Raw genomic sequence first — 21278 nt, forward strand, 5'->3', positions numbered from 1 at the left:
TATAAAATGAAGTCTAAATTAATCAAGATATTACTTTGGACATTGCCTATCATAGTTGGGTTGATTTCGATTGGGGTAGGTCGGTATCAAATTGATTTCATTGTTCAAATCCAAATACTGCTTTCTCAAATAGTTCCTATGGAGCAAACATGGACTAACATGGAAGAGACGGTAGTCATGAATGTGCGGCTACCAAGGATTATATTAGCTATGCTAATTGGTGGTGGATTGTCCATCGCTGGTGCAGCATTCCAGGGGATGTTTGCCAATCCATTAGTTAGCCCTGATATTCTAGGTGTTTCAGCAGGAGCTGGATTTGGAGCCTCCATTGGAATTTTATTATTTGGTAATAGCTTTACGATGCAAATCATGGCATTGGTGATGGGTATGCTAGCGATTGGCTTCACCTTTCTAATAGGTGGGGTAAAGCGAGATATGCCTATATTTATGCTAGTTCTTGCGGGAGTTGTCACTAGTGCTTTGTTTCAGGCGCTAATCTCGCTTGTGAAGTTCCTTGCTGACCCCGAGGAAAAGCTCCCAGCTATTACATATTGGCTAATGGGAAGTCTTGGTACTGCCAGCTATAGCGATTTAATGATTGGTGGTCCAATTATTTTGGTTGGTATTCTGATATTATATGTACTTCGTTGGAGACTAAATATCCTGTCACTTTCAGAGGAAGAGGCATTGTCATTAGGAGTATCTGTTAACAAGCTAAAATGGCTAGTTATTTTAGGGGCAACGTTAATCACTGCAGCAGCAGTTTCAATTGCTGGAATTATCGGATGGGTAGGGCTGATCATTCCACATATCGCTCGAATGATAGTAGGAAGTAACAATCAATATGTACTTCCAACATCTATTTCCATAGGAGCAGTGTACTTGTTAATAATTGATAACCTTGCTCGTAGTCTAACGGCAGCTGAAATCCCACTTTCTATTTTAACAGCTATTATTGGAGCTCCGTTTTTCGCATATTTGCTCCGTAAAACAGGAGGTGGCTGGAATTGATTTTACAGGTGAAGGATGGAAACTACTTTTATAAAAAAGTGAAGGCTCCTGATTCTCAAAAATTTTTGTATATGAATGATATTAACTTTGAGCTTCGTCCTGGAGAAATACTGTCCATTCTAGGTCCGAATGGAGCGGGAAAGACGACGCTGTTAAAATGTATGATGGGCTTACAGGAATGGAAAAGAGGAGAAACTTTACTAGATGGTAAGCCACTTTCTCAGATGAATTCCAAGGAAGTTTGGACAAAGATTGGTTATGTACCTCAAGCATCCAGTATGACATTCAGCTATTCCATTTTGGATTTAGTGACAATGGGTAGAGCAGTTTATATACGCTCCTTTGCCCAGCCATCTAAAAAAGACTATGCCTTGGCTTTAGAAGCCTTAGATTCAGTAGGTATCAAGCATTTAGCAGAGGAATCATGCACATCTGTCAGCGGAGGGGAGCTGCAATTAGCACTAATCGCCCGAACCCTAGTGGCAGATCCAGAAATTTTAGTACTAGACGAGCCGGAATCCCATCTAGATATGCAAAAGCAAAAGGTTATCCTGCAAACAATAAAAAGACTAGCAAAAGAAAAGGGCTTGGCCTGTGTCATCAATACTCATTACGCAAATCATGCATTTTATCTAGGAGATAAAGTATTAATGGTTGCCAAAGAAATGCCTGTGATAACTGGAAGTGTGTCAGATATTATGACGGAGAAAAATATTTTAGATTATTTCCAAATTGCTGTAAAGCGTCTGAGACATGAAATGGACGGACAAATTTATGAAACGGTTGTTCCTACGTATTTTGGCAATGATATATAGGACGACTGGACAGCTGAGCATAAAGGACAAAAGAGTAGACGTTTCAATGTCTACTTTTTTTATTGTTTAGGAAATTATAAAATACTGAACCTGTGGATAAATTGATGTCTAGCTCCACCGCCTTGCCCCTCGGGGTCAAATGGATAAAAGGTGCTCCTGCGCAAGCTCGTCGCAAACAAGAGCGTTTGCGGTGGCTGAGGAACTGCCTCCTCGCTTTTCCCCATTTGCCTGTCGGGGCAGTGACAGGCGCTTGCGCTTTTCTTGTTGAAAGAATCTTTGAACGTTATAAGAGAATATTCCATATCATAAAGTAATTCATTAGTATTAATAATACTGGGAGATATGCAGAAAAGTAAGGCATATTTGACCAGCTATAAGTTGAATGTATGTCGGTTTCTGTATATAATAGCTTTAAATAAGCAAGTTAAAGGACTGGATACTGCAATATCCAGTCCTACAATATGCAGCCGCAGAAAGAGCGGTTGGTCCTAGGTCAGAAATAACCGTCAAACCTTTGCCAGGGGACGGTTATTTCTTTTTTATGAAGAAAATAATCAATGTCACTACGATAGAAAAAGCTGTTAGGAAGACAGCACTTAGCTGCATTAACAAATTGATCGATTCGTAAATTGTCATTGGCATCACCCCTTTGAAAGAAGTGACCGCCGCCCAACCTGGTATGCAATTGCACTTTCTATTATAACATATTTACGAACTAATGTTCTATTTTATTTATGTAATACTTGTTTAAACATTAAAAAACCGCCATTTGGCGGTTTTTAAATCTCTATCTGCATTGGTCTTTTCGCGCGGATATCTCCGAGCAAAAATTTACCATATGGGATAACGTTTTGAATGATAATAGAAACAATGATTGGAATAACTGTACATAATATAGTGTAACCGACAACCCCATATTCAAAGTAATCGTTCAAAATCATGTCCGTAAAAATATGTAAGTACATAATAGCTATGGAATGATTTTCAATTTTTCGAAGCCATTCCAGTGAAAGAATTTTAGTAATTCTTTGGAAGAAGCCTACGATTACAATGATAAAGGAAATCGGGATGATTAAATCTAATAGCATATGATCATAACGAAGAAATTTCATGCTTAGTTTGTAATTTATCAATCCATTTTGATCTAGTAGAATCATTCCAAAAGCTAACGCTCCTGCGCTGAATAGCCAAGGCTTGGTCACATTCATCCACAGTGATTTACCGTAGTAGCCTAAAGAAAAGTATACTACTGCCATCAATACGACATCTAAATTCCATACCATTGGGATAGATTGTGCTGATTCTACTGCTGATTCACTGATTACTTCTCTAGCAAAAATACTTTGAAGATGCGCTGCAATATAGCAAAACGCAAGGAGACTTATTTGTTGTACTTTGCTTAAATATTTTGTCATCCACATAAATAATAGATAAGTAAAGAATAGAGTAGTGACAAACCAGAAAACTCCGTAAGCACCTCGTACGAATCTACCGGCAATGAATAATTTCCACAAATCATTTAAATACCAAGAAAAATCATGATTTCCTTGGGATATTTCCATACCATATCGAATACCTGTGATCGTTAAAAGGAAAAATAGATAAGGTACCATTAGTTGTAAAAATCTTTTCTTTACTGTTTTATTAGATGATGTATCTTCTTTGATTTCTTTGAAGAAGATTCCACTCAATAGAAAAAATGCTGGCATATGAAACCAGTAAATATACTTTGATAGAGGGAAATCTAGTTCTCCTGGGTAATGTCCTATAACAACGAGGATCATTAAAAAACCCTTTGTTACGTCTACCCATGTGACTCTTTTCTTGTTCATGATGTTCCTCCATAGCCGTCTCATATGTTTGTATAGCCACTTTTTTGTGAATATAAACTTAAAGCGAGAAAAAAATAATAGAATGGAGGCTTGATAAAAATGACAACTGTTGTTTGCTTTGGTGATAGTATCACCGCTAGAAAGGAAGGAAATCCAAGTCCGGCGCTTACGTATAAGCTATCTCAGAAATTACTGAACTATAATTTTATCAACGCCGGAGTCTCGGGCAATACAACTGAACAGGCGATTGAACGTTTTGCTGCGGATGTAATTGCTAAAAAACCTGACTATGTCACAGTTCTTTTTGGTTCGAATGATTCTGCCACATATCGTTTAGTAGACTTAGAATTATTCAAGCGTAATATAACGACCTTTGCGAAGGTCATTGGTCCAAGTAAGACTATTCTTATTTCACCGCCTCCAGTAGACGAATCTTTGCAGGAGAATCGCTCTAACGAGTCCTTGCTACAATATACAACCGTTGTAAGAGAGGTAGCTGAAGAGACAGGTAGTCACTACATAGATTTTTTTACTGCTATGTATTCAAGAGAAGATTACAAAGAGCTACTAGTTGGCGAAAAGGACGATGGTCTTCATTTTGGGGAAGCAGGCTATAACATGCTGACCGATTTAATCGCTCAAAAACTTATGGATATAAACTTGAATCATCCGAAAAAGGGTTTATTGGAAAAGGTAATCGGCTTGTTTTTTGAAAAAGAAAAATAACGTATGTTATTACTGGCATTGGGAAACTCTATACATGAGTATCCAATGAAGGAGTGATAGCAATGCTTCAGTTAAACACAGAATTAGAAGGTAAGACAGCATTTTTTGGAGATTTACAGGACCGTATTTCGAGTTTAGGTTATACAATTGGAGGAAACTGGGATTACCATAAAGGTAGCTTTGATTCTATCCTTTGCCGCGAGGAAGGAGAAACCATCTATCTTCGAATCCCTTTTACGGTGACTCAAGGAGAGCTTGATGATTATGAGGCGCATATTAAATTCCAATCTCCTTATTTAATAAAACATGTCGTTAATGTTGGATTAGATAAGGATGAAAATTCGTTGCTAACCACGACAGGATTTGATCAGTTTCAATCTCCGATAGACCAGGACGGCAACATTTCCGACAAAAATCGCTGGGAGCATGCTGGTGAGCAAGAAGTACAAAAAGTGCTTCGACTATTGCAATAACATTTATCTCAGGGCCGTCTCACATAGGTGAGTCGGTCCTTTTGTGTGTTGGAGTAGGGATTCGCAAGCTGGTAAGGGATAGGATAGGAGATGTGGACGAGTCTGCGATTGATTGTCGTAAACTATGTGAGGATTGTAGTAATCTAGAGGTTGATTGTAGTAAACTTGGCCAGCATTGTAGTAAAAAGGGGTGTTCAGGGTAGCCGAGCGGTTGATTGTCGCAAACTACCGGTTGATTGTAGTAATCTAGGCTTTGATTGTCGTAATCGGAGCATTCAGCTCTATCTTAGAGCTGTTCTTCATTCAAAGAGTTCTGTACATATAAATGTCCTAGAGTTACATTATGAGCGGTTATTCTTTATAATAGAGTCAAATAGATTTGTACTTGAAAGGAAAGCGAACGATGATGTATGAGCGATTGATTGATTCGGAGCTGGAAACGGAAGTATTGGCCCGACAGCTAGCTGAGTTATTACAGCCTGCAGATGTCCTTACATTAGAGGGAGATTTGGGAGCAGGGAAGACAACATTTACGAAAAGTGTGGCGAAGGGTCTTGGAATCACAAGAAACGTGAACAGCCCAACGTTTACAATATTGAAGCAATATGAGGGTAGGCTACCTTTAAACCATTTGGATGTTTACCGTTTAGCGGATAGCGATGAGGATCTGGGCTGGGACGAACTTTTTTACGGTGATGCAGTAAGCATTATTGAGTGGGCTCATTTAATACAGGAGGATTTGCCGCCTGAACGATTGGCAATACAGATTCATCGACTGGAGAATGATAAGCGTCGATTTACGTTTGAGCCTTTTGGAAAGAGATATGAACAATTATGTGAGGAGCTTTTTGAATGATTTGGTTAGGAATAGATACATCTCATACACCGCTTGCGGTAGCAGTCGTAAAGGACGGGCAGGTGCTTGCAGAATATAAGTCCTCTGTGAAGGTAACTCATTCCATTGGAACGATGCCAGCAATAGAGGAGCTTATGAAAAAAGCTAATATCCAGCCTAACGAGCTAGATGCGATTGCGGTAGCAAAAGGGCCAGGCTCTTATACGGGAGTGCGAATCGGTGTGACAATCGGAAAGACGCTCGCTTGGACGTTAAATATTCCAATTTACTCGGTTTCAAGTTTGCAGGTGCTTGCAGGGAACGCACCATATTTCCAAGGAACGGTGTGTTCCATTATGGATGCTCGACGTGGAAATGTATTTGCGGGAATTTATACGGACGGAAAATTAGTGAAGGAATCTCATATGTCTATGGCAGATTTGCTAGCTACCCTAGATGATATGGGGCACCAGGTTTTATTTGTAGGAATGGATGTAGCTCTTCATTGGAACCAAATAAAAGAGGAGCTTGGCGATAAAGCCAATCAGGCAGGCGCATCATTTTCGTTACCAAGTGCTGCAGTCCTAATAGAAATTGCGCAAAATATGGAGTCGGTAGACGTACATACTACGGTTCCAGAATATTTGCGAATAACAGAGGCAGAAGCAAATTGGATGAAAGAGCAGAAGAAAAATGGAAACTAAAACGATTACTTATCGCAAAATGACACTAGAAGACATAGACCAGGTGCTTTTAATAGAAGAAGAGGCATTCGCACATCCATGGACTAGAGAGGCATTCGAGCATGAAATGACGACTAATCTATATTCCTACTATTTAGTAGCGGAGACAGAGGAAAAGGATATTGTCGGCTATTGTGGAATGTGGATTGTCATGGATGAAAGTCATATCACGAATGTGGCAGTTGCAGAACGTATGCGAGGCCATCGAATTGGGGAAGGCTTAATGCGCGAGGCAATACGTATTGTAAAGTCACAAAAAGGAGTCCTCATGACGTTAGAGGTGCGCGTATCCAATACGATTGCCAAAAATTTATATTACAAGCTTGGCTTCCAGGACGGAGGCATTCGTAAAAACTATTATACAGATACACAAGAGGATGCTCTTGTAATGTGGGTGGAATTTAAATGACAAAAGATCAATATATATTAGGAATAGAAACGAGCTGTGATGAAACCGCAGCGTCCATTGTTAAAAATGGGACAGAAATTATCTCCAATGTCGTAGCATCACAAATAGAAAGTCACAAGCGCTTTGGTGGAGTAGTTCCAGAGGTGGCTTCTCGTCATCATGTGGAGCAAATCACACTTGTTATAGAAGAGGCTTTAAAGCAAGCGGACATGACTCCTCAGGATTTAGATGCAGTGGCAGTAACCGAAGGCCCTGGGCTAGTAGGTGCCCTATTGATAGGAATAAACGCGGCAAAAGCATTCTCATTTGCAAATGGTCTGCCTTTAGTAGGAGTCCATCATATCGCGGGACATATTTATGCAAATGCGTTGGTTCAGCCGATGGAATTTCCGTTACTTGCTCTAGTAGTATCAGGAGGGCATACCGAGCTAGTGTTGATGAAGGAAGACGGTCAGTTTGAGCTAATCGGAGAAACACGCGATGATGCAGCCGGAGAAGCCTATGACAAAGTGGCTAGAGTATTGAATCTCCCTTATCCTGGCGGTCCACACATAGATCGTCTAGCAAATGAGAGCGATCAAGCAGTGCCTTTTCCAAGGGCTTGGCTAGAGGAAGGCTCTTATGATTTTAGTTTTAGTGGCTTAAAATCAGCAGTCATCAATTATCAGCATAATGCGGAGCAAAGAGGGGAAGCAATCAATCCTAACCATCTTGCCGCAGGCTTCCAAGAGAGCGTAATAGAAGTACTCACTACTAAAACTCTTCGAGCAGCTAGAGAGTTTAAAGTGAAACAAGTAATTGCTGCTGGTGGTGTAGCAGCAAATAAAGGACTGCGAAATTCATTGGAAGAAGCATTCCATAAAGAGAATATTCCTTTTTATGTGCCTCCAATCAAATTATGTACGGACAATGCAGCCATGATCGCCGCTGCCGGTAGCTCTAAATTTTCAGCTGGGCAAACAGGCGATTTAGCGATGAACGGTCGTCCTGGGTTAGAATTAAATAGCTGGAACTAAACGAAATCCTCTTTTCTTCGACAAGAAAAGAGGATTTTTTACCATGTATTATTTCGGTTGTCAATAGAGAACATTCGTACTTATGCACAATTTGTTGATAACTTGTTAGTAAGTTGTGTGTTTTCAATATATTGTGGTTATTTATACTCACAACTTGTGGAAAACTAAGTTTTTAATCTGTGGACAATGTGGATAAACCTGTTGATAGATTGATATGACAGTACTTTTGATGTTAATAAATATGTGGAAAAAGAATTTAAGGAAAAAGGGGGTTGACCTATATATGCCATCGTTCGACAAAATACAACATAGGTAACGGATATCCTGTTTGAACGATCTGACAACTTTGAACCATAAACCGACTCGATAAATTAAATAATTGGTTGGCTTGTCCCATTTATCTGACTGTTTTCTTTATAAATTGATTAGTTAAGCCCGAAAATAAATAGTTCGACATTATATATTTTTCCCCATATAAAAAAAGGTAAACCGAGTCAATCGGCTTACCCTGTAATGTCTTCTAATTGTTCCTGTAGCTCTAGCCATTCGTTGGAGATGGTGTCTTGCTTATCCTTTAAGGTATCCAGCTCACTCTGTAATTTTTGGACGGCCTCGTGATCCTGGAAGACTTCCGGATCACAGAGCTTTTCCTCGATTAAAGCAATTTCTGAATCGATAGCAGGAATTTGTTCCTCGAGCTCATCTATTTGACGTCGAATTTGTCTTTCCTTTTTCTTCGCTTCTTTATCAATCGTCGATGTATTTATCTTTTGTACGACTGTATTTTGTGAAATCGAGCTCTCCATTGCTAATTCTTCGAGCTCTTCCTTTTTCTCTAGATAATAGTCATAGTCACCCAAAAATAGTGTGGCTTCTTTGGAGGAGAGTTCAATTACCTTCGTTGCAATTCGGTTAATAAAATAACGGTCATGAGACACGAAAATAATTGTACCAGGGAAATCAAGCAACGCATTTTCTAAAACTTCTTTACTGTCTAGATCTAAATGGTTTGTAGGCTCATCTAGAACTAGCGTATTTGATTTCAATAGCATAAGCTTGGCAAGTGCAAGTCTAGCCTTTTCCCCACCGGATAGAGTAGAGACGGTTTTTTGCACATCGTCTCCAGAGAACAGGAAGCGACCTAGTACATTGCGAACATCCTTTTCATTCATGAGAGGCCATTCATCCCATAGCTCTTTCAAAACAGTTTTATTACCGGAAAGAGCTGCCTGTTCCTGGTCATAGTAACCAAATTGGACATTCGTCCCGTATTGAATATGACCATCAGCAGTTGGAAGCTGCTTCATAATTGTTTTCAGCAAGGTGGATTTACCGACACCATTTGGTCCTACTAATGCTATCCGGTCCTGCTTGTACACAGAAAATGAGATGTTAGAGGAGACGGTTTTATTGGAGTAGCCAACTGCAACATCCTCTAAGCGCAGTACATCGTTCCCACTTGGGCGGTCGATGGTAAAACCGAAGTTAGCGGATTTTTCATCGCCATCAGGTGCATCCATCCAGTCTGTCTTCTCGATTACCTTTCTTCTAGACTGCGCCATCTTGGTTGTGGAGGCACGAGCGAGATTACGGCTAACAAAATCCTCTAGCTTTGCCTTTTCCTCTTGTTGCTTCTCATACTTCTTTTTATCCAGCTCATAATTTTTTGCCTTTTGCGTTAGATAGGCACTGTAGTTACCAACGTATCTCGTAACATTATGGCGAGAAACCTCGTATACTAGATTTACTACCTGATCTAGGAAGTACCGGTCATGGGATACGATTAAAATGGCTCCACTATAGTTTTTCAAATAGTTTTCTAAGAAGCTGAGTGTTTGGATATCCAAATGGTTTGTAGGCTCATCGAGTATGAGTAAATCGGGCTTACTTAATAGCATTTTAGCTAAAGCTAGGCGCGTTTTTTGTCCACCAGATAAGGCTTGTACAGGCTTGTCATAGTCGTCCGGGAAAAACTGCATCCCATGTAAGATAGAGCGGATGTCAGATTCAAAGCGATAGCCACCAGCCTCGTTAAATGCAAGCTGTAACTCGTCATATGTAGCAGCTACTTTAGCGTAGGCTTCTGAATCCTCATAGACAGCAGGGTCAGCCATTTGGGCTTCTAATGAACGTAATTCTTTTTCGGAGTCTATTAAATGACTGAAGATGGATTTCATTTCCTCCCAAATGGTCAGCTTGGATTCTAAACCGGCATGCTGCTCTAAGTAGCCTAGTCTAATATTTTTTGGCAGGATAATGTCACCGGAATCATAGGACATTTCTCCAGCAATTATTTTAAGTAAGGTAGATTTCCCAGCACCGTTACGACCGACTAGTGCAACTCGGTCACGGTCTTGAACCTCTAGCTTTACGTTTGTTAATATATCTTCCCCGTTAAAGGATTTAGTTACTTGGTTTACTTGTAAAACGATCACGATTATTTGCACCTCAATTCTATCCTAAGTGTAATAGATAGGACTTGTCGTTGCAACGTTCTCCCTTTACAATGAAAGAAAGGTAACGTGAAAAAATGAATTTGCCTTATACATTAGGAGGATACTTATGAAACGTGATGTACCTCGCATTCCTCAAGCGACGATGAAACGACTTCCTTTATATTATAGATTTTTGCAAAGCTTTCACAATGCAGAGCATAAACGTATTTCATCCCAACAGCTAAGTGAAGCGATGAAAATCGACTCGGCAACCATCCGGAGAGACTTTTCTCATTTTGGTGCATTAGGTAAAAAAGGCTATGGCTACGATGTACCCCATCTACTAGAGTTTTTCAGAAAAACATTAGATCAAGACGAAGCAGCGAAGGTTGCATTGATAGGTGTTGGTAGCTTAGGGACAGCCTTTGTAAAATATAATTTCCAAAAAAATCATAATACTAGAATAGTAGTAGCATTTGATACGAAGGCACCACTCGAAGGAACAATTATCAGTGATATCCCTGTATTTCATTCCAGTGTGATGCTAGAAAAACTGAAGGAATACGGAATTGAATTAGTCATTTTCACTCTTCCAAGCCGTTCTGCCCAAGAGGTGGCCAACCTCCTAGTTGGATCAGATGTAAAAGGGATTTTAAATTTCACCCCTGTTCCAATCAGCACACCGGATGAGATTCGCGTACATACGATTGACCTTTCCGTAGAACTTCAAACACTAATCTATATGATTCGAAACGATATATAAGAAAAGCGAAACCGCCTATGTCTGCCCCGACAGGCAAATGGGGAAATGCGAGGAGGCAGCTCCTCAGCCACCGGAGCTTTTACCCATTTGACCCCGAGGGGCAAGGCGGAGTAGCTAGACACCAAGAAAAGCGCAGGCGCCTGTCACTGCCCCGACAGGCAAATGGGGAAATGCGAGGAGGCAGTTCCTCAGCCACCGAAGTATTTTCCCACAAAAATATCTAAGAAATAAGCCTTCGACTATAATTTAGTCGAAGGCTTATTCGTATATTCTCTAGCAAGAAGGGAATAAATGACAAGGTCGATATAGCGTCCCATTTCAAATTCATGTTCCCTTAGAACACCATCTCTGTGAAAGCCTAGCTTACTTACTAGGTGAAGGGATGCATCGTTTTCTGACGTAATTTGAGCTTCAATTTTGTTTGCGTTTAACTCTAAAAAGGCAAAGTGAATAATAGCCTTTAATGTCTCCGTCATAATTCCCTTTCCCCATGATTCAGGGGAGAGGTCATATCCTATTTCTATCCGGTTATGTTCAACCTCATAGTTTAAGTAACCACACGTACCAATCACTTTTTTGTTTACTTTCTTTTCTATTACCCAACGCAAACCAGTTTGCTCCAAAAATATTTTCTCGTACCAACTAATCTCGCCTTTTGCATCTTCAATAGAAGTAAACGGATCGAGTGGCATGTGCTGTACAACATTTTCATTGGCATACAATTCTAGAATGTCGTCGGAGTCTTGCTCGGTTGCCTTTCGGAGAATAAGTCTTTCCGTTTCTATTGTAGGAAATTTGGTAAATGAAAAAGTCATAATGATTCCTCCTTATTGCAACATTTCTGCTAATCTTTCAAAGAAGTTAATAATTTCTTCATTATATAGTTGTGCAATTACTACGAATCCATTTAAAAGCATATGGGCAATAATAGAAGTAATGATTCGTTTTGTCTTATAATAAATGAATGCGAATATAAAACCAGACACAGCATATATTAGTATGTGCGTAAACTCAAAATGGATGACTGCAAAGGACAGTGAGCTTATAAGTGCTGCTACAAAGAAGTTTGTTTTAGGTAATAATGTTCCGAAAATGATACGACGGAAGATGAGCTCTTCTAAGATTGGGGCAAAGAATACGATAGAGAAAAAAACAAAGGGCACCGAACTAGCTAGTTCCATGAAGTCTTGTGTATTTTCAGAACCGGGCTCGATTCCAAAAAACTTGATCTCAATATTAGCAGCAAGGGCCTGGCCGTACAAAACCATTATGAATCCCAATACTCCCCAGGCAACTGATTTAAGTGTGCTCGAAGCTTGTCCCTTTAAAGGTCGGATAAAGCTCTTGTCTTTTCGTATGATAAGTAAAGTGATGATTGTTGCAGTTCCCATTCCGATGAAAGTCCACCAGCCGTTAGCCAGTAACATAGGATTTTCCAGGTTATAGTATTTAAAAGCCATAAATAGCAGAGAAGCAAAGATGATTCCGGAGAGCTGCATGACACAGTAGGTGATTAATATGTATAAGGCTGTTTGTTGTTTTTTCATCTAAATATCCTTTCCGTCTTCTATAAAGTTTCCATTGCAATAGCATGCGGGTAATTATTATATGTACTAGCCTTATTGTAATGGAAAACTAAAATAAAATCGCTTGTTAGCTATTTTATTCTTGGATAGTTTTAGTATTTAAAAGGGACTTGCTTTCGCACAAGGGCAAGGTGAAATACTCATGATCTAAGAGGAGAAAGAAGATAATAAAATTTAAAAAAAGTTTAGGTTCTGACTTGCAAATTTTACGTAGTTTAATTATTATTATAAGTGTGTTAGCACTCAAAGTGTGAGAGTGCTAATAAATATTAAATTCAACTTATTTTAGGGAGGTAGTTTCACTTGTTAAGACCATTAGGTGATCGTATTGTAATCGAATTAATCGAAGCTGAGGAAAAAACAGCATCTGGCATCGTACTTCCAGACTCTGCTAAAGAGAAACCACAAGAAGGTAAAGTCGTTGCAGTAGGTACTGGACGAGTACTAGAAAACGGAAACCGCGTTGAATTAGACGTAACAGAAGGGGACCGTATTATCTTCTCTAAATATGCTGGAACTGAAGTGAAATATGAAGGCCACGACTATTTAATCTTACGCGAAAGCGATATTCTTGCTGTAATCGGCTAATAAAAGAAATTAAAAAGAACAATTAGGAGGGCATACTAACATGGCAAAAGAAATTAAATTTAGTGAAGACGCTCGTAGTGCAATGCTGCGTGGAGTAGATAAATTAGCAGACGCTGTTAAAGTAACATTGGGGCCAAAAGGTCGTAACGTAGTTTTAGAGAAAAAATTTGGTTCTCCACTTATTACAAATGATGGTGTAACAATCGCAAAAGATATCGAGCTAGAGGATGCTTTTGAAAACATGGGTGCAAAATTAGTAGCTGAGGTTGCTTCTAAAACAAATGACATCGCTGGTGATGGTACAACTACTGCGACTGTTCTTGCGCAATCTATGATCCGTGAAGGACTTAAAAACGTAACAGCTGGTGCTAACCCAGTTGGTATCCGTAAAGGAATCGACTTTGCTGTAGCTGCTGCTGTAACAGAGCTTAAAGCAATCTCTAAACAAATCGAAGGTAAAGATTCGATCGCTCAAGTAGCTGCTATTTCTTCTGGTGATGAAGAAGTTGGTGAATTAATCGCTGAGGCAATGGAGCGCGTTGGTAACGACGGAGTTATTACTATCGAAGAATCTAAAGGATTCACAACAGAGCTTGATGTGGTAGAAGGTATGCAATTCGACCGCGGATATGCATCTCCATACATGGTAACTGATTCAGATAAAATGGAAGCTAACTTAGACAACCCATATATCTTAATCACAGACAAAAAAATCTCAAGCATTCAAGAAATCTTACCAGTGCTAGAGCAAGTAGTTCAACAAGGTAAACCACTTTTACTAATCGCTGAGGATGTAGAAGGGGAAGCTTTAGCTACTCTAGTAGTAAACAAATTACGTGGTACATTCAATGCAGTAGCTGTTAAAGCTCCTGGATTCGGTGACCGTCGTAAAGCTATGCTTGAAGATATCGCTATTCTAACTGGTGCAGAAGTAATCACAGAAGACTTAGGCTTAGACCTTAAATCTGCGAACATCACTCAATTAGGACGCGCTTCTAAAGTAGTAGTAACAAAAGATAACACAACAATCGTAGAAGGTAACGGAGATACGAAAAACATCTCTAGCCGTGTTGCTCAAATCCGTGGCCAATTAGAAGAAACAACTTCTGAATTCGATAAAGAAAAACTTCAAGAACGTCTTGCTAAACTTGCTGGTGGGGTAGCTGTTGTGAAAGTTGGAGCAGCAACAGAAACTGAGTTAAAAGAACGCAAACTTCGTATTGAAGATGCACTAAACGCAACTCGCGCAGCTGTAGAAGAAGGTATCGTATCTGGTGGTGGTACTGCACTAGTAAATGTATACAACAAAGTAGCTGAGCTTGCAGAAACAAAAGAAGGCGACGTAGCAACTGGTATCCGTATCGTTCTTCGTTCATTAGAAGAGCCAGTTCGTCAGATCGCTAACAACGCTGGTTTAGAAGGATCTATCGTTGTAGATCGCCTAAAACGCGAAGATATCGGCATGGGCTTCAACGCAGCAACAGGCGAATGGGTTAACATGATCGAAGCAGGTATCGTAGACCCAACTAAAGTAACTCGTTCAGCTCTTCAAAACGCTGCATCTGTAGCTTCTCTATTCTTAACTACAGAAGCAGTAGTAGCAGACATTCCAGAACCAGCAGGATCAGGCGGCATGGGTATGCCTGACATGGGCGGAATGGGCGGCATGATGTAATAAGATCAAGAAACCCTTTGAAAATGAGAGGTTTCGAGTTCGTTCTACACTACATGGCCAATTTTTGACTACTTCGGTGTGTAAAAAAATGCATATGACTAATTCTAGAGAAGGTCTTTCATCAGTTTGCTAAACTGTTGAGAGGCCTTTTCTTCCATGTTTTTCGTCAGATATGCTAGATGTTAATAGTGGTATTTATATCGGTATGGCCTAATCGTTGTTGAATTTCTTTAATACCTGCACCGGCTTCAATTAATAGTGATGTATGGATGTGTCGGAAAACATGAAGTATAGTATGTTTCGAGATATCGGATTTTGATAATATGCGTTGTAACCTTGTTGTAACAAGTTTTATTACCATAGAAAATCCTTCTTTACGCAAATATTACGGGTGTGTTTATGTCACTAGATCCTGTTCCTTACATTCTATTTGGAGAAAAAATATTAAAGGGAGTGACAAATAGTATTAAAGCTTATAGTAATGGGAAAAAAATATGAATGGTTTAGTATCTGACATTAAGAAAACAATGGCAAGTTCAAGAAATGAACGGCAAAATGGGTGGAGTAGAGCATGGAAATAAAAAAAGATAAAACACTAACTCATTTATTATTAAGTAGTTATACAATTGGTTTTGTATTAGGTAGTCTGACTTTCTTTATTTCTGAAAGAAATAAAGATTTTCATTATAGTTTTTCAAAAGAATATATTTTTTGTTTTATTATTTTATTTCCAATTATCTACTGGGTTTATCGTTATTCTGGAAGGGTATTTAATAATCAAACTTTAAAAATTAAATTGCTTTACTTTGCATTATGGATGTTAGGCATGTTCTTTGGATTAGTATTTTTCGAATTGATTCTAAACTAACTAATACAAAATATGTGATTGAGTTAATGTACAAGTAGATGTGAATGTCTCACAAGATAGTGGCTACGCTAACAATAACCACATGAGTTTGTTTAAGATAAAAGTTTTAGATTGACCACTTCTATTTATTTTTCTATATAAGTGTTAATAGGGTTGAGTGATGGGCGGCATGATGTAACTTCCACAGGATGTGGTGGCTTAGGCGTTGCGACAGGACGTCGCGGTCTTAGCCTAAGTTCATCTGTCTGCAATCTCTTGATGCTTGATATATAAGGGTTTGAATGTAAGGAGAAATTAAAATCTTAATACTTAATTAATGGAAGCTTCACGAAAGTTTATAAACTTTCGTGAAGCTTTTCAATTTTTATTATCTGTTTGAATATTAGAGGTTTCATATAGTTAAACTGTCCGTTAAAAAATTCCTCATGTACTTTCTGTCGTAAACCATTAGTTTAAATAAAAGAAAAAAGGGCATTTAAAGTAGTAAGGAAACAATTTCAAAAAACAGACAGGAGGAATTATTAATGACACAAATTGCTACGTATAACAACTCACTGAGTAATGCGGAGGAAGAAAAAAATGGAAAGCTTTTAAAAGGTTTAGTAGTTGGTGCTGTGATTGGTGCTGCTATTGCTATGCTTGATTCCAATACAAGAAACAAAGTAACATCCACAACCAAAAACGTGAAAGACTCAACATTGGATATGTATAGCCAAGTTAGAAACAATCCAGTAGAAGTAAAAAACGATTTACAAGAGCGACTGAAATCTGCCTCTACAGTTCTGAAAGATGCGATAAATGACGCGCAATCGCTATATGAAAAAGTAAACGAGAACATTCTTGGACCAGTTAGCCAAGTAAAGGAAGATTCAAGTGGAATTATTTCGAGTGCTAAAGAAATCACCTCTGATATAAAAGAAATAAGTGGAAAAGTGAAAGAAGCGGGAGAAGAAGTGGTAGACAGCGGTAATGGAAACAATCAGACTAAAATTTAATCTCTTAATTAAAAATAGCACTTTACTTTGGTCTCATTAAAGTAAAGTGCTATTTTATTTATTTGATTGCTGGTATTGAAATTTCAACGGTGGAGTCTGGATTGTTCACGTTACCATTAAAAATATATACAGGCTGATAAAAACCTTTAGTATCATAAGTATAGTCTATGCGAACATCCGTTATCGTTAACGTATCTCCTTCTTGTAGAGGATTAAATAAACTAAACTCTCCATTTAATAACGCTTCATATGCTTCCTGTCGAGATATAATTTCCTTCTCCCCGGCCATTTGATTATTACTCACATAATAAGCGATGCTGTCGGGCGTTTGCTGATCAGAAAGTGTAATGATGAGGAAACCTTGTGTAATGTCTTCACACGTAGATTGTAAATTCTCTGGCTCGTCTAAATCCCAACGAATAGTACGTTCATCTTGCTGCTCATAGGTAGCATTACTAGGGAATAAACCTTCATCTTCTAACCATTCCTCCATAGACTGCTTTTGCTGTTTAATATCCACTTTTGGAACCCCTTCGCTATAAGCATCGGATGAAAAGGACCAGGAACCATTAGACATGAAATAAGTTAAATAATAGTTATCACCTTCACCGTCTATAAATGTTAATTGTCGATTTTCACCCTCCATACGTATATCCCCTTGCTGTTGTAAATCAAATCGACGGGAGATGGATTGTGAGATGGTTTTAAAGTTATTGATATTTCTAACATTGGAATTGTAATAAATACAAGCGTTAGACGAATCATTAGTTAGCTGTGTCTCTAATTGCACGGCAATTTGCTCCATGCTTTGCTTTTGGGCAGGTTTAAATGGCAGGTTTCCAAATTGCTGTGCGTTGTATACAACACTGGCAATACCGAATAACATCACGAAACTAAGTGGAATAGCAAACGCTTTTACAATTGGAGCTGATTTTAACTTTCGTTGCTCAATGCTTGTCAGTATTGCCATTATGAAAAAGTAGCCTGCTAAACTCCCTATTGTATTATGGACAAGATCGTCCAATTCAAAAATCCCTTTACCTGAAATGAATTGATATGTTTCTAAGCAAAGTGTAACTACAATCGAAATAAAGAATACTCGCCAAAACGATTTGTTTTTGTAGTGGATCAAGGGTAATAAAATTCCTAATGGCACAAACATTAACATATTAAAGATGATTAACTGCAATTCAGGCAAGGACCATTTGTTCCAGGCATTCACGTAGCTACTAAAAAGACTAGGATTAAATTGGCCAGTAAACATTGCTGGTCTACTTAACGTTGTAATACCTAAGACAACAATCCCCCAGCAAAGAAGCAAAATGATAAAAACTGATTTAGATAGCCGTATGGAAAACTTTTTCGGAAAAAATTTTTTAATTATGAAATACCCAATTATTAAGATGATGAAAATAATAATAGAATATTTTACATACGGTAAAAGACCAGACACTATACTTATTAAATCCATTAAAATGTAACCTCCCAAGTTCTTTGATACGTTTATCGTAACAAAGAAATCTTAAGGGAAAGTTAGCGGAAATCTTAAGGTTTTATGAGTATTTATACTTTTATGGAATAAAGTTACTAATTGCCTGATGCACGCTGATATCGAATAATAGAGTTGTAGGTTTACAAATCTATAAATGTATTTGTAATATGTTGCTGATACTTGCTTCGATAGCTTTGGTGAGTTATCGGTAGCTCCACCGAGATAAATAGATCTTCATAAAAGGGAAGTGTCTCCTGAGGATTTTCTTTATTTTCATTATGTTTTATATAATTTAATGTCTTAGATGAACGGGAGGACACATTTGGCAATGGCGGAGTCAACGCTGTTTTTATCGGTATAAATTCCGTATGCTCGTCATCATATTTCTTGAATTTAGGATTTATACGAATGTAATCCTCTTTAGAATCAAAAATGGTGTTGGTTGAAAGCGCATCTTTATTATCCTCCGTTAATTTATTGTAGGTTATATCGTACTCAGAACCAGAATCATCGTTTTTCCACGCTATAAATTGTATTGCTCGCGGTATGTCTCTAAAAAAATTATTTTGGAAGGTAGGATTTAAGGCACCACTTGCCATAATTCCCCGATTCGAATTATAGTCACCAGGGTCAACGTTTTCAAAGTGATTGTTTTCTATCGTAGCATTACTCCAGTTCATCACTCGTATTGCGTCCTGACGCATTTTTTTTATTTTGTTATTTCTAATAACAATCTGATCGTGATATTTCCCACCAGAGTATTTATGAGTGCCGATTGCACGGTCTAAATCGTAGAACACATTATTTTCTATTAACATATTGACGTTTGGTGTCTTGTCGAACTTACTCCACTTTGAGCTCCAGCCATTCGTAAGCTTGTCCGGGGTATCGATATTAATGGCTTCTTTTATCTCAGTAGGGGAAGCTTTTGAATTCATAAATTTATTGTTGGATATAACCGAATTTTTTGTGGCATCAATTTCGATAAAATGACCAGAATACATGTTTACAAAATGAATATTATCAATCTTAAGGTTTTTATTATGTCCTGCAATAATAGCAATTGCATCCTTGTCAAAATTTAAATCCATGGTAGCTGTTCCTGCTCCAATGAAAGAGATATTTTTTTCACCTTCGTGTTTACCGTATACACCTTCTTCTTTTCCTAACGAAGGACGTATAAGATGAAAAAGTGATTTATCGGCGTCGAGTTCAGAGGTACCAGTTTCATCGCCGTTGACAATCTTTGCACCGTCTTCTAACTTAATCGTGATATTGGAAGGGACAAAAAGGACATTGGAAACTGTATAGGTACCTTTTTCTAAGATGAGCGTTCCACCATTTGTCTTTTCGAGCTGTTCCAGATAGGAACGAAGTAAATAATAATGTTTCGTATGAGAATTATATGTAGTAGCGCTCTCGAACTTATGTCCATATGTATCGCTGTTTGGCGTGATCGTATAGGTTTCTGCCTTAGCCTCTATAGAACTTGTAGGAAAGGCAGCCCACAGAGCACCCACAACTAAGAACAGTAAAAATTTTCGCATGTTTCTTTTCTTCCTCCTGACAACTTTAAAAATTAAGTAATCTATCATTTAGTATCTTTATTTATATTTACCCCATATAGGATTAAATAATCTGGGAATATCAGTTGGTTAACCTTCCAACTTCCATATTTCCTTTTGACTTTGAGAGACGACCTTAATTGGTTTGTCTTTTTTATTTTCCCCAAAAGATAAAAAAGTATAGGTGATGTTAAAAGAGTGCTATTGATAGCGCTTTCATTATAATTATCTGAATTTATAATAAAATAGTAAGGATTTTATACAAAGGGAGAGGGTTAAAAATGTTGAAGAAGTTCAAGGGGTTCACATTTTTACTTATGTTAATGGCTTTTGCCATAGTAGCTGTTGCTTGTGACGCAGGTGGAAACAGCGCAGTAGATGTAGGGATTGTATTGCCTACAAAGGATGAACCACGCTGGGTTCAGGATGAACAGCGTTTTAAGGATGCCTTAGCTGACTCGGATTATTCTACGGAAATCTTATTTAGCCAAGGGTCGTCTGCAAAAGAAAAAGAAAATGTTGAGGCGTTATTAAATAAAGGCATCAAGGTATTAATTATTACTCCACATGATGGCGCGGCAGCTGCTTCTGCAGTAGAGGCGGCTAAGAAAGAGGGAGTAACTGTAATTGCATATGACCGTCTAATAACAGATACGGACGCAGTAGATTACTATGTAACTTTTGATAGTTTGGCAGTAGGTGCTGCACAAGCTCAGTACTTAGTGGACAATGCAAATGGTTCTAATGTTCCTCTGTACTTGTATGCAGGTGCAGCTTCAGATAATAATGCATTCCTATTCTTTGAGGGGGCTTGGCAGGTACTTCAGCCTAAAATCGCCGATGGAACGTTTAAAATTGTTAACTCAAGTGAAGCAGAGGCATTAAAAGATTCCGCAGAGCTTTCTCGTGATCAGCTTGGGAAAATCATTGGGCAAATTACAACGAACTGGGATCCTAATGAAGCAAAAAACAAAGCACAGACACATTTGACTGCTGCTAGTGAGGACTTAAAAGGAGATGTATTAATACTTGCTCCTAATGATGGGACGGCTCGTTCGATTGCCGATGTATTTGGTTCAGATAGTGCTATTACAAGCTATTTTGTCACAGGTCAAGATGCAGAGAAGGCTTCTGTTCAATACATTATTGATGAAAAACAATCCATGACAGTGTTTAAAGATGTTCGTTCATTAGTAAAAGATGCTATGGGTATGGCAGTGGAAATTTTGGACGGTAAAACTCCTGAAACCACTGGTTCATACGATAATGGAGCAGCGGAGATAAAAGCAAAACAAACAGATGTAATTGTGGTTGATAAAGACAATGTGAAGGCAGAGTTAATTGATTCAGAGTATTACGAAGCAAGTGAGTTCACCGGTATAGAGTAAAAGCTAACTATAGGAGAAAAAGTGTTGTAACTTTCAATCACTTTTTCTCTATCTTTAATTTGT

General features: G+C 38.4%; 21 protein-coding genes. 14 read left to right on the forward strand and 7 right to left on the reverse strand.

The features are described from left to right. The first annotated feature begins 6 nt into the window (after window positions 1-6). Both MKX96_RS03190 and MKX96_RS03195 read left to right on the forward strand, forming a co-directional pair. The gene (locus MKX96_RS03190) at window positions 7-1011 is read left to right on the forward strand and encodes a FecCD family ABC transporter permease (protein ID WP_340881907.1); all 1005 of its coding nucleotides are present in this window, start codon (window positions 7-9) and stop codon (window positions 1009-1011) included. Then, on the forward strand, window positions 1008-1826 hold the full coding sequence (locus MKX96_RS03195) for an ABC transporter ATP-binding protein (RefSeq protein WP_340881908.1): 819 nt from the start codon (window positions 1008-1010) through the stop codon (window positions 1824-1826). Before MKX96_RS03190 ends, MKX96_RS03195 begins: the two co-directional genes overlap by 4 nt. A gap of 779 nt (window positions 1827-2605) precedes the next feature. Here the strand turns inward: MKX96_RS03195 and MKX96_RS03200 are convergent. Next, window positions 2606-3658 carry an acyltransferase family protein gene (locus tag MKX96_RS03200; protein WP_340881910.1) on the reverse strand — a complete coding sequence of 351 codons (1053 nt, stop codon included), beginning with the start codon at window positions 3656-3658 and terminating at the stop codon, window positions 2606-2608. A 99-nt stretch (window positions 3659-3757) separates the two neighbouring features. Here MKX96_RS03200 and MKX96_RS03205 point away from each other — a divergent pair, with 99 nt between their 5' ends. From MKX96_RS03205 to tsaD, 6 genes are all read left to right on the forward strand, one after another. After that, window positions 3758-4384: a GDSL-type esterase/lipase family protein gene (locus tag MKX96_RS03205; protein WP_340881912.1), complete on the forward strand. Its 627-nt coding sequence runs from the start codon at window positions 3758-3760 to the stop codon at window positions 4382-4384. A 62-nt stretch (window positions 4385-4446) separates the two neighbouring features. Continuing rightward, a complete protein-coding gene (locus MKX96_RS03210; RefSeq protein ID WP_340881914.1) occupies window positions 4447-4857 on the forward strand; it encodes a YugN family protein in 411 nt (136 codons plus the stop codon). Window positions 4858-5260: 403 nt separating this feature from the next. Continuing rightward, a complete protein-coding gene (tsaE, locus tag MKX96_RS03215; protein WP_340881915.1) occupies window positions 5261-5713 on the forward strand; it encodes a tRNA (adenosine(37)-N6)-threonylcarbamoyltransferase complex ATPase subunit type 1 TsaE in 453 nt (150 codons plus the stop codon). After that, complete coding sequence (tsaB, locus tag MKX96_RS03220) at window positions 5710-6396, forward strand: tRNA (adenosine(37)-N6)-threonylcarbamoyltransferase complex dimerization subunit type 1 TsaB (RefSeq protein WP_340881917.1); 687 nt, start codon at window positions 5710-5712, stop codon at window positions 6394-6396. Before tsaE ends, tsaB begins: the two co-directional genes overlap by 4 nt. Next, a complete protein-coding gene (gene rimI / locus MKX96_RS03225; protein WP_340881919.1) occupies window positions 6386-6844 on the forward strand; it encodes a ribosomal protein S18-alanine N-acetyltransferase in 459 nt (152 codons plus the stop codon). Before tsaB ends, rimI begins: the two co-directional genes overlap by 11 nt. Continuing rightward, window positions 6841-7860 (forward strand): tRNA (adenosine(37)-N6)-threonylcarbamoyltransferase complex transferase subunit TsaD, encoded by a 1020-nt coding sequence (tsaD, locus tag MKX96_RS03230; protein ID WP_340881920.1) that lies wholly within the window; start codon window positions 6841-6843, stop codon window positions 7858-7860. The genes rimI and tsaD overlap by 4 nt, the downstream gene beginning before the upstream one ends. 503 nt (window positions 7861-8363) lie before the next feature. Here the strand turns inward: tsaD and MKX96_RS03235 are convergent. Continuing rightward, window positions 8364-10295 (reverse strand): ABC-F family ATP-binding cassette domain-containing protein, encoded by a 1932-nt coding sequence (locus tag MKX96_RS03235; protein WP_340881921.1) that lies wholly within the window; start codon window positions 10293-10295, stop codon window positions 8364-8366. A gap of 127 nt (window positions 10296-10422) precedes the next feature. Between MKX96_RS03235 and MKX96_RS03240 the strand changes: the two genes are divergently transcribed. After that, window positions 10423-11058 (forward strand): redox-sensing transcriptional repressor Rex, encoded by a 636-nt coding sequence (locus MKX96_RS03240; protein WP_169360460.1) that lies wholly within the window; start codon window positions 10423-10425, stop codon window positions 11056-11058. Between the two features lie 239 nt (window positions 11059-11297). Here MKX96_RS03240 and MKX96_RS03245 read toward each other — a convergent pair whose 3' ends face one another. Both MKX96_RS03245 and MKX96_RS03250 read right to left on the reverse strand, forming a co-directional pair. Continuing rightward, window positions 11298-11873, reverse strand: coding sequence for a GNAT family N-acetyltransferase (locus tag MKX96_RS03245; RefSeq protein ID WP_340881925.1), 576 nt, complete (start codon window positions 11871-11873; stop codon window positions 11298-11300). Between the two features lie 12 nt (window positions 11874-11885). Beyond that, entirely contained in the window at window positions 11886-12605 is a 720-nt protein-coding gene (locus tag MKX96_RS03250) for a CPBP family intramembrane glutamic endopeptidase (RefSeq protein WP_340881927.1), read from the reverse strand. A gap of 342 nt (window positions 12606-12947) precedes the next feature. Between MKX96_RS03250 and groES the strand changes: the two genes are divergently transcribed. Both groES and groL read left to right on the forward strand, forming a co-directional pair. Further along, on the forward strand, window positions 12948-13232 hold the full coding sequence (gene groES / locus MKX96_RS03255) for a co-chaperone GroES (protein ID WP_169360458.1): 285 nt from the start codon (window positions 12948-12950) through the stop codon (window positions 13230-13232). A gap of 40 nt (window positions 13233-13272) precedes the next feature. After that, complete coding sequence (gene groL / locus MKX96_RS03260) at window positions 13273-14907, forward strand: chaperonin GroEL (RefSeq protein WP_340881928.1); 1635 nt, start codon at window positions 13273-13275, stop codon at window positions 14905-14907. A 175-nt stretch (window positions 14908-15082) separates the two neighbouring features. On the opposite strand, the gene MKX96_RS03265 is transcribed toward groL, so the two are convergent. Then, a complete protein-coding gene (locus MKX96_RS03265; RefSeq protein WP_340881931.1) occupies window positions 15083-15268 on the reverse strand; it encodes a tyrosine-type recombinase/integrase in 186 nt (61 codons plus the stop codon). A gap of 210 nt (window positions 15269-15478) precedes the next feature. Between MKX96_RS03265 and MKX96_RS03270 the strand changes: the two genes are divergently transcribed. Beyond that, entirely contained in the window at window positions 15479-15775 is a 297-nt protein-coding gene (locus tag MKX96_RS03270) for a hypothetical protein (RefSeq protein WP_340881933.1), read from the forward strand. Window positions 15776-16299: 524 nt separating this feature from the next. Next, window positions 16300-16770: a YtxH domain-containing protein gene (locus tag MKX96_RS03275; RefSeq protein ID WP_340881935.1), complete on the forward strand. Its 471-nt coding sequence runs from the start codon at window positions 16300-16302 to the stop codon at window positions 16768-16770. A 58-nt stretch (window positions 16771-16828) separates the two neighbouring features. On the opposite strand, the gene MKX96_RS03280 is transcribed toward MKX96_RS03275, so the two are convergent. Next, entirely contained in the window at window positions 16829-18241 is a 1413-nt protein-coding gene (locus tag MKX96_RS03280) for a VanZ family protein (protein ID WP_340881936.1), read from the reverse strand. A 161-nt stretch (window positions 18242-18402) separates the two neighbouring features. Continuing rightward, window positions 18403-19809 carry a right-handed parallel beta-helix repeat-containing protein gene (locus MKX96_RS03285; RefSeq protein WP_340881938.1) on the reverse strand — a complete coding sequence of 469 codons (1407 nt, stop codon included), beginning with the start codon at window positions 19807-19809 and terminating at the stop codon, window positions 18403-18405. Window positions 19810-20108: 299 nt separating this feature from the next. Between MKX96_RS03285 and MKX96_RS03290 the strand changes: the two genes are divergently transcribed. Further along, window positions 20109-21215, forward strand: coding sequence for a sugar ABC transporter substrate-binding protein (locus tag MKX96_RS03290; protein WP_340881939.1), 1107 nt, complete (start codon window positions 20109-20111; stop codon window positions 21213-21215). Window positions 21216-21278 lie beyond the last annotated feature (63 nt).

The organism is Psychrobacillus sp. FSL W7-1493, from assembly GCF_038004905.1.
GTDB lineage: Bacteria > Bacillota > Bacilli > Bacillales_A > Planococcaceae > Psychrobacillus.

Bases quoted from the DNA above. Each gene is read 5' to 3' on its own strand.
- groL (WP_340881928.1), top strand. From the start codon at position 13,273: ATGGCAAAAGAAATTAAATTTAGTGAAGACGCTCGTAGTGCAATGCTG.
- MKX96_RS03200 (WP_340881910.1), bottom strand. From the start codon at position 3,658: ATGAACAAGAAAAGAGTCACATGGGTAGACGTAACAAAGGGTTTTTTA.
- MKX96_RS03280 (WP_340881936.1), bottom strand. From the start codon at position 18,241: ATGGATTTAATAAGTATAGTGTCTGGTCTTTTACCGTATGTAAAATAT.
- tsaD (WP_340881920.1), top strand. From the start codon at position 6,841: ATGACAAAAGATCAATATATATTAGGAATAGAAACGAGCTGTGATGAA.
- tsaB (WP_340881917.1), top strand. From the start codon at position 5,710: ATGATTTGGTTAGGAATAGATACATCTCATACACCGCTTGCGGTAGCA.
- MKX96_RS03250 (WP_340881927.1), bottom strand. From the start codon at position 12,605: ATGAAAAAACAACAAACAGCCTTATACATATTAATCACCTACTGTGTC.
- MKX96_RS03285 (WP_340881938.1), bottom strand. From the start codon at position 19,809: ATGCGAAAATTTTTACTGTTCTTAGTTGTGGGTGCTCTGTGGGCTGCC.
- MKX96_RS03275 (WP_340881935.1), top strand. From the start codon at position 16,300: ATGACACAAATTGCTACGTATAACAACTCACTGAGTAATGCGGAGGAA.
- MKX96_RS03240 (WP_169360460.1), top strand. From the start codon at position 10,423: ATGAAACGTGATGTACCTCGCATTCCTCAAGCGACGATGAAACGACTT.
- MKX96_RS03265 (WP_340881931.1), bottom strand. From the start codon at position 15,268: ATGGTAATAAAACTTGTTACAACAAGGTTACAACGCATATTATCAAAA.
- MKX96_RS03245 (WP_340881925.1), bottom strand. From the start codon at position 11,873: ATGACTTTTTCATTTACCAAATTTCCTACAATAGAAACGGAAAGACTT.
- rimI (WP_340881919.1), top strand. From the start codon at position 6,386: ATGGAAACTAAAACGATTACTTATCGCAAAATGACACTAGAAGACATA.
- MKX96_RS03210 (WP_340881914.1), top strand. From the start codon at position 4,447: ATGCTTCAGTTAAACACAGAATTAGAAGGTAAGACAGCATTTTTTGGA.
- MKX96_RS03290 (WP_340881939.1), top strand. From the start codon at position 20,109: ATGTTGAAGAAGTTCAAGGGGTTCACATTTTTACTTATGTTAATGGCT.
- tsaE (WP_340881915.1), top strand. From the start codon at position 5,261: ATGATGTATGAGCGATTGATTGATTCGGAGCTGGAAACGGAAGTATTG.
- MKX96_RS03190 (WP_340881907.1), top strand. From the start codon at position 7: ATGAAGTCTAAATTAATCAAGATATTACTTTGGACATTGCCTATCATA.
- MKX96_RS03270 (WP_340881933.1), top strand. From the start codon at position 15,479: ATGGAAATAAAAAAAGATAAAACACTAACTCATTTATTATTAAGTAGT.
- MKX96_RS03205 (WP_340881912.1), top strand. From the start codon at position 3,758: ATGACAACTGTTGTTTGCTTTGGTGATAGTATCACCGCTAGAAAGGAA.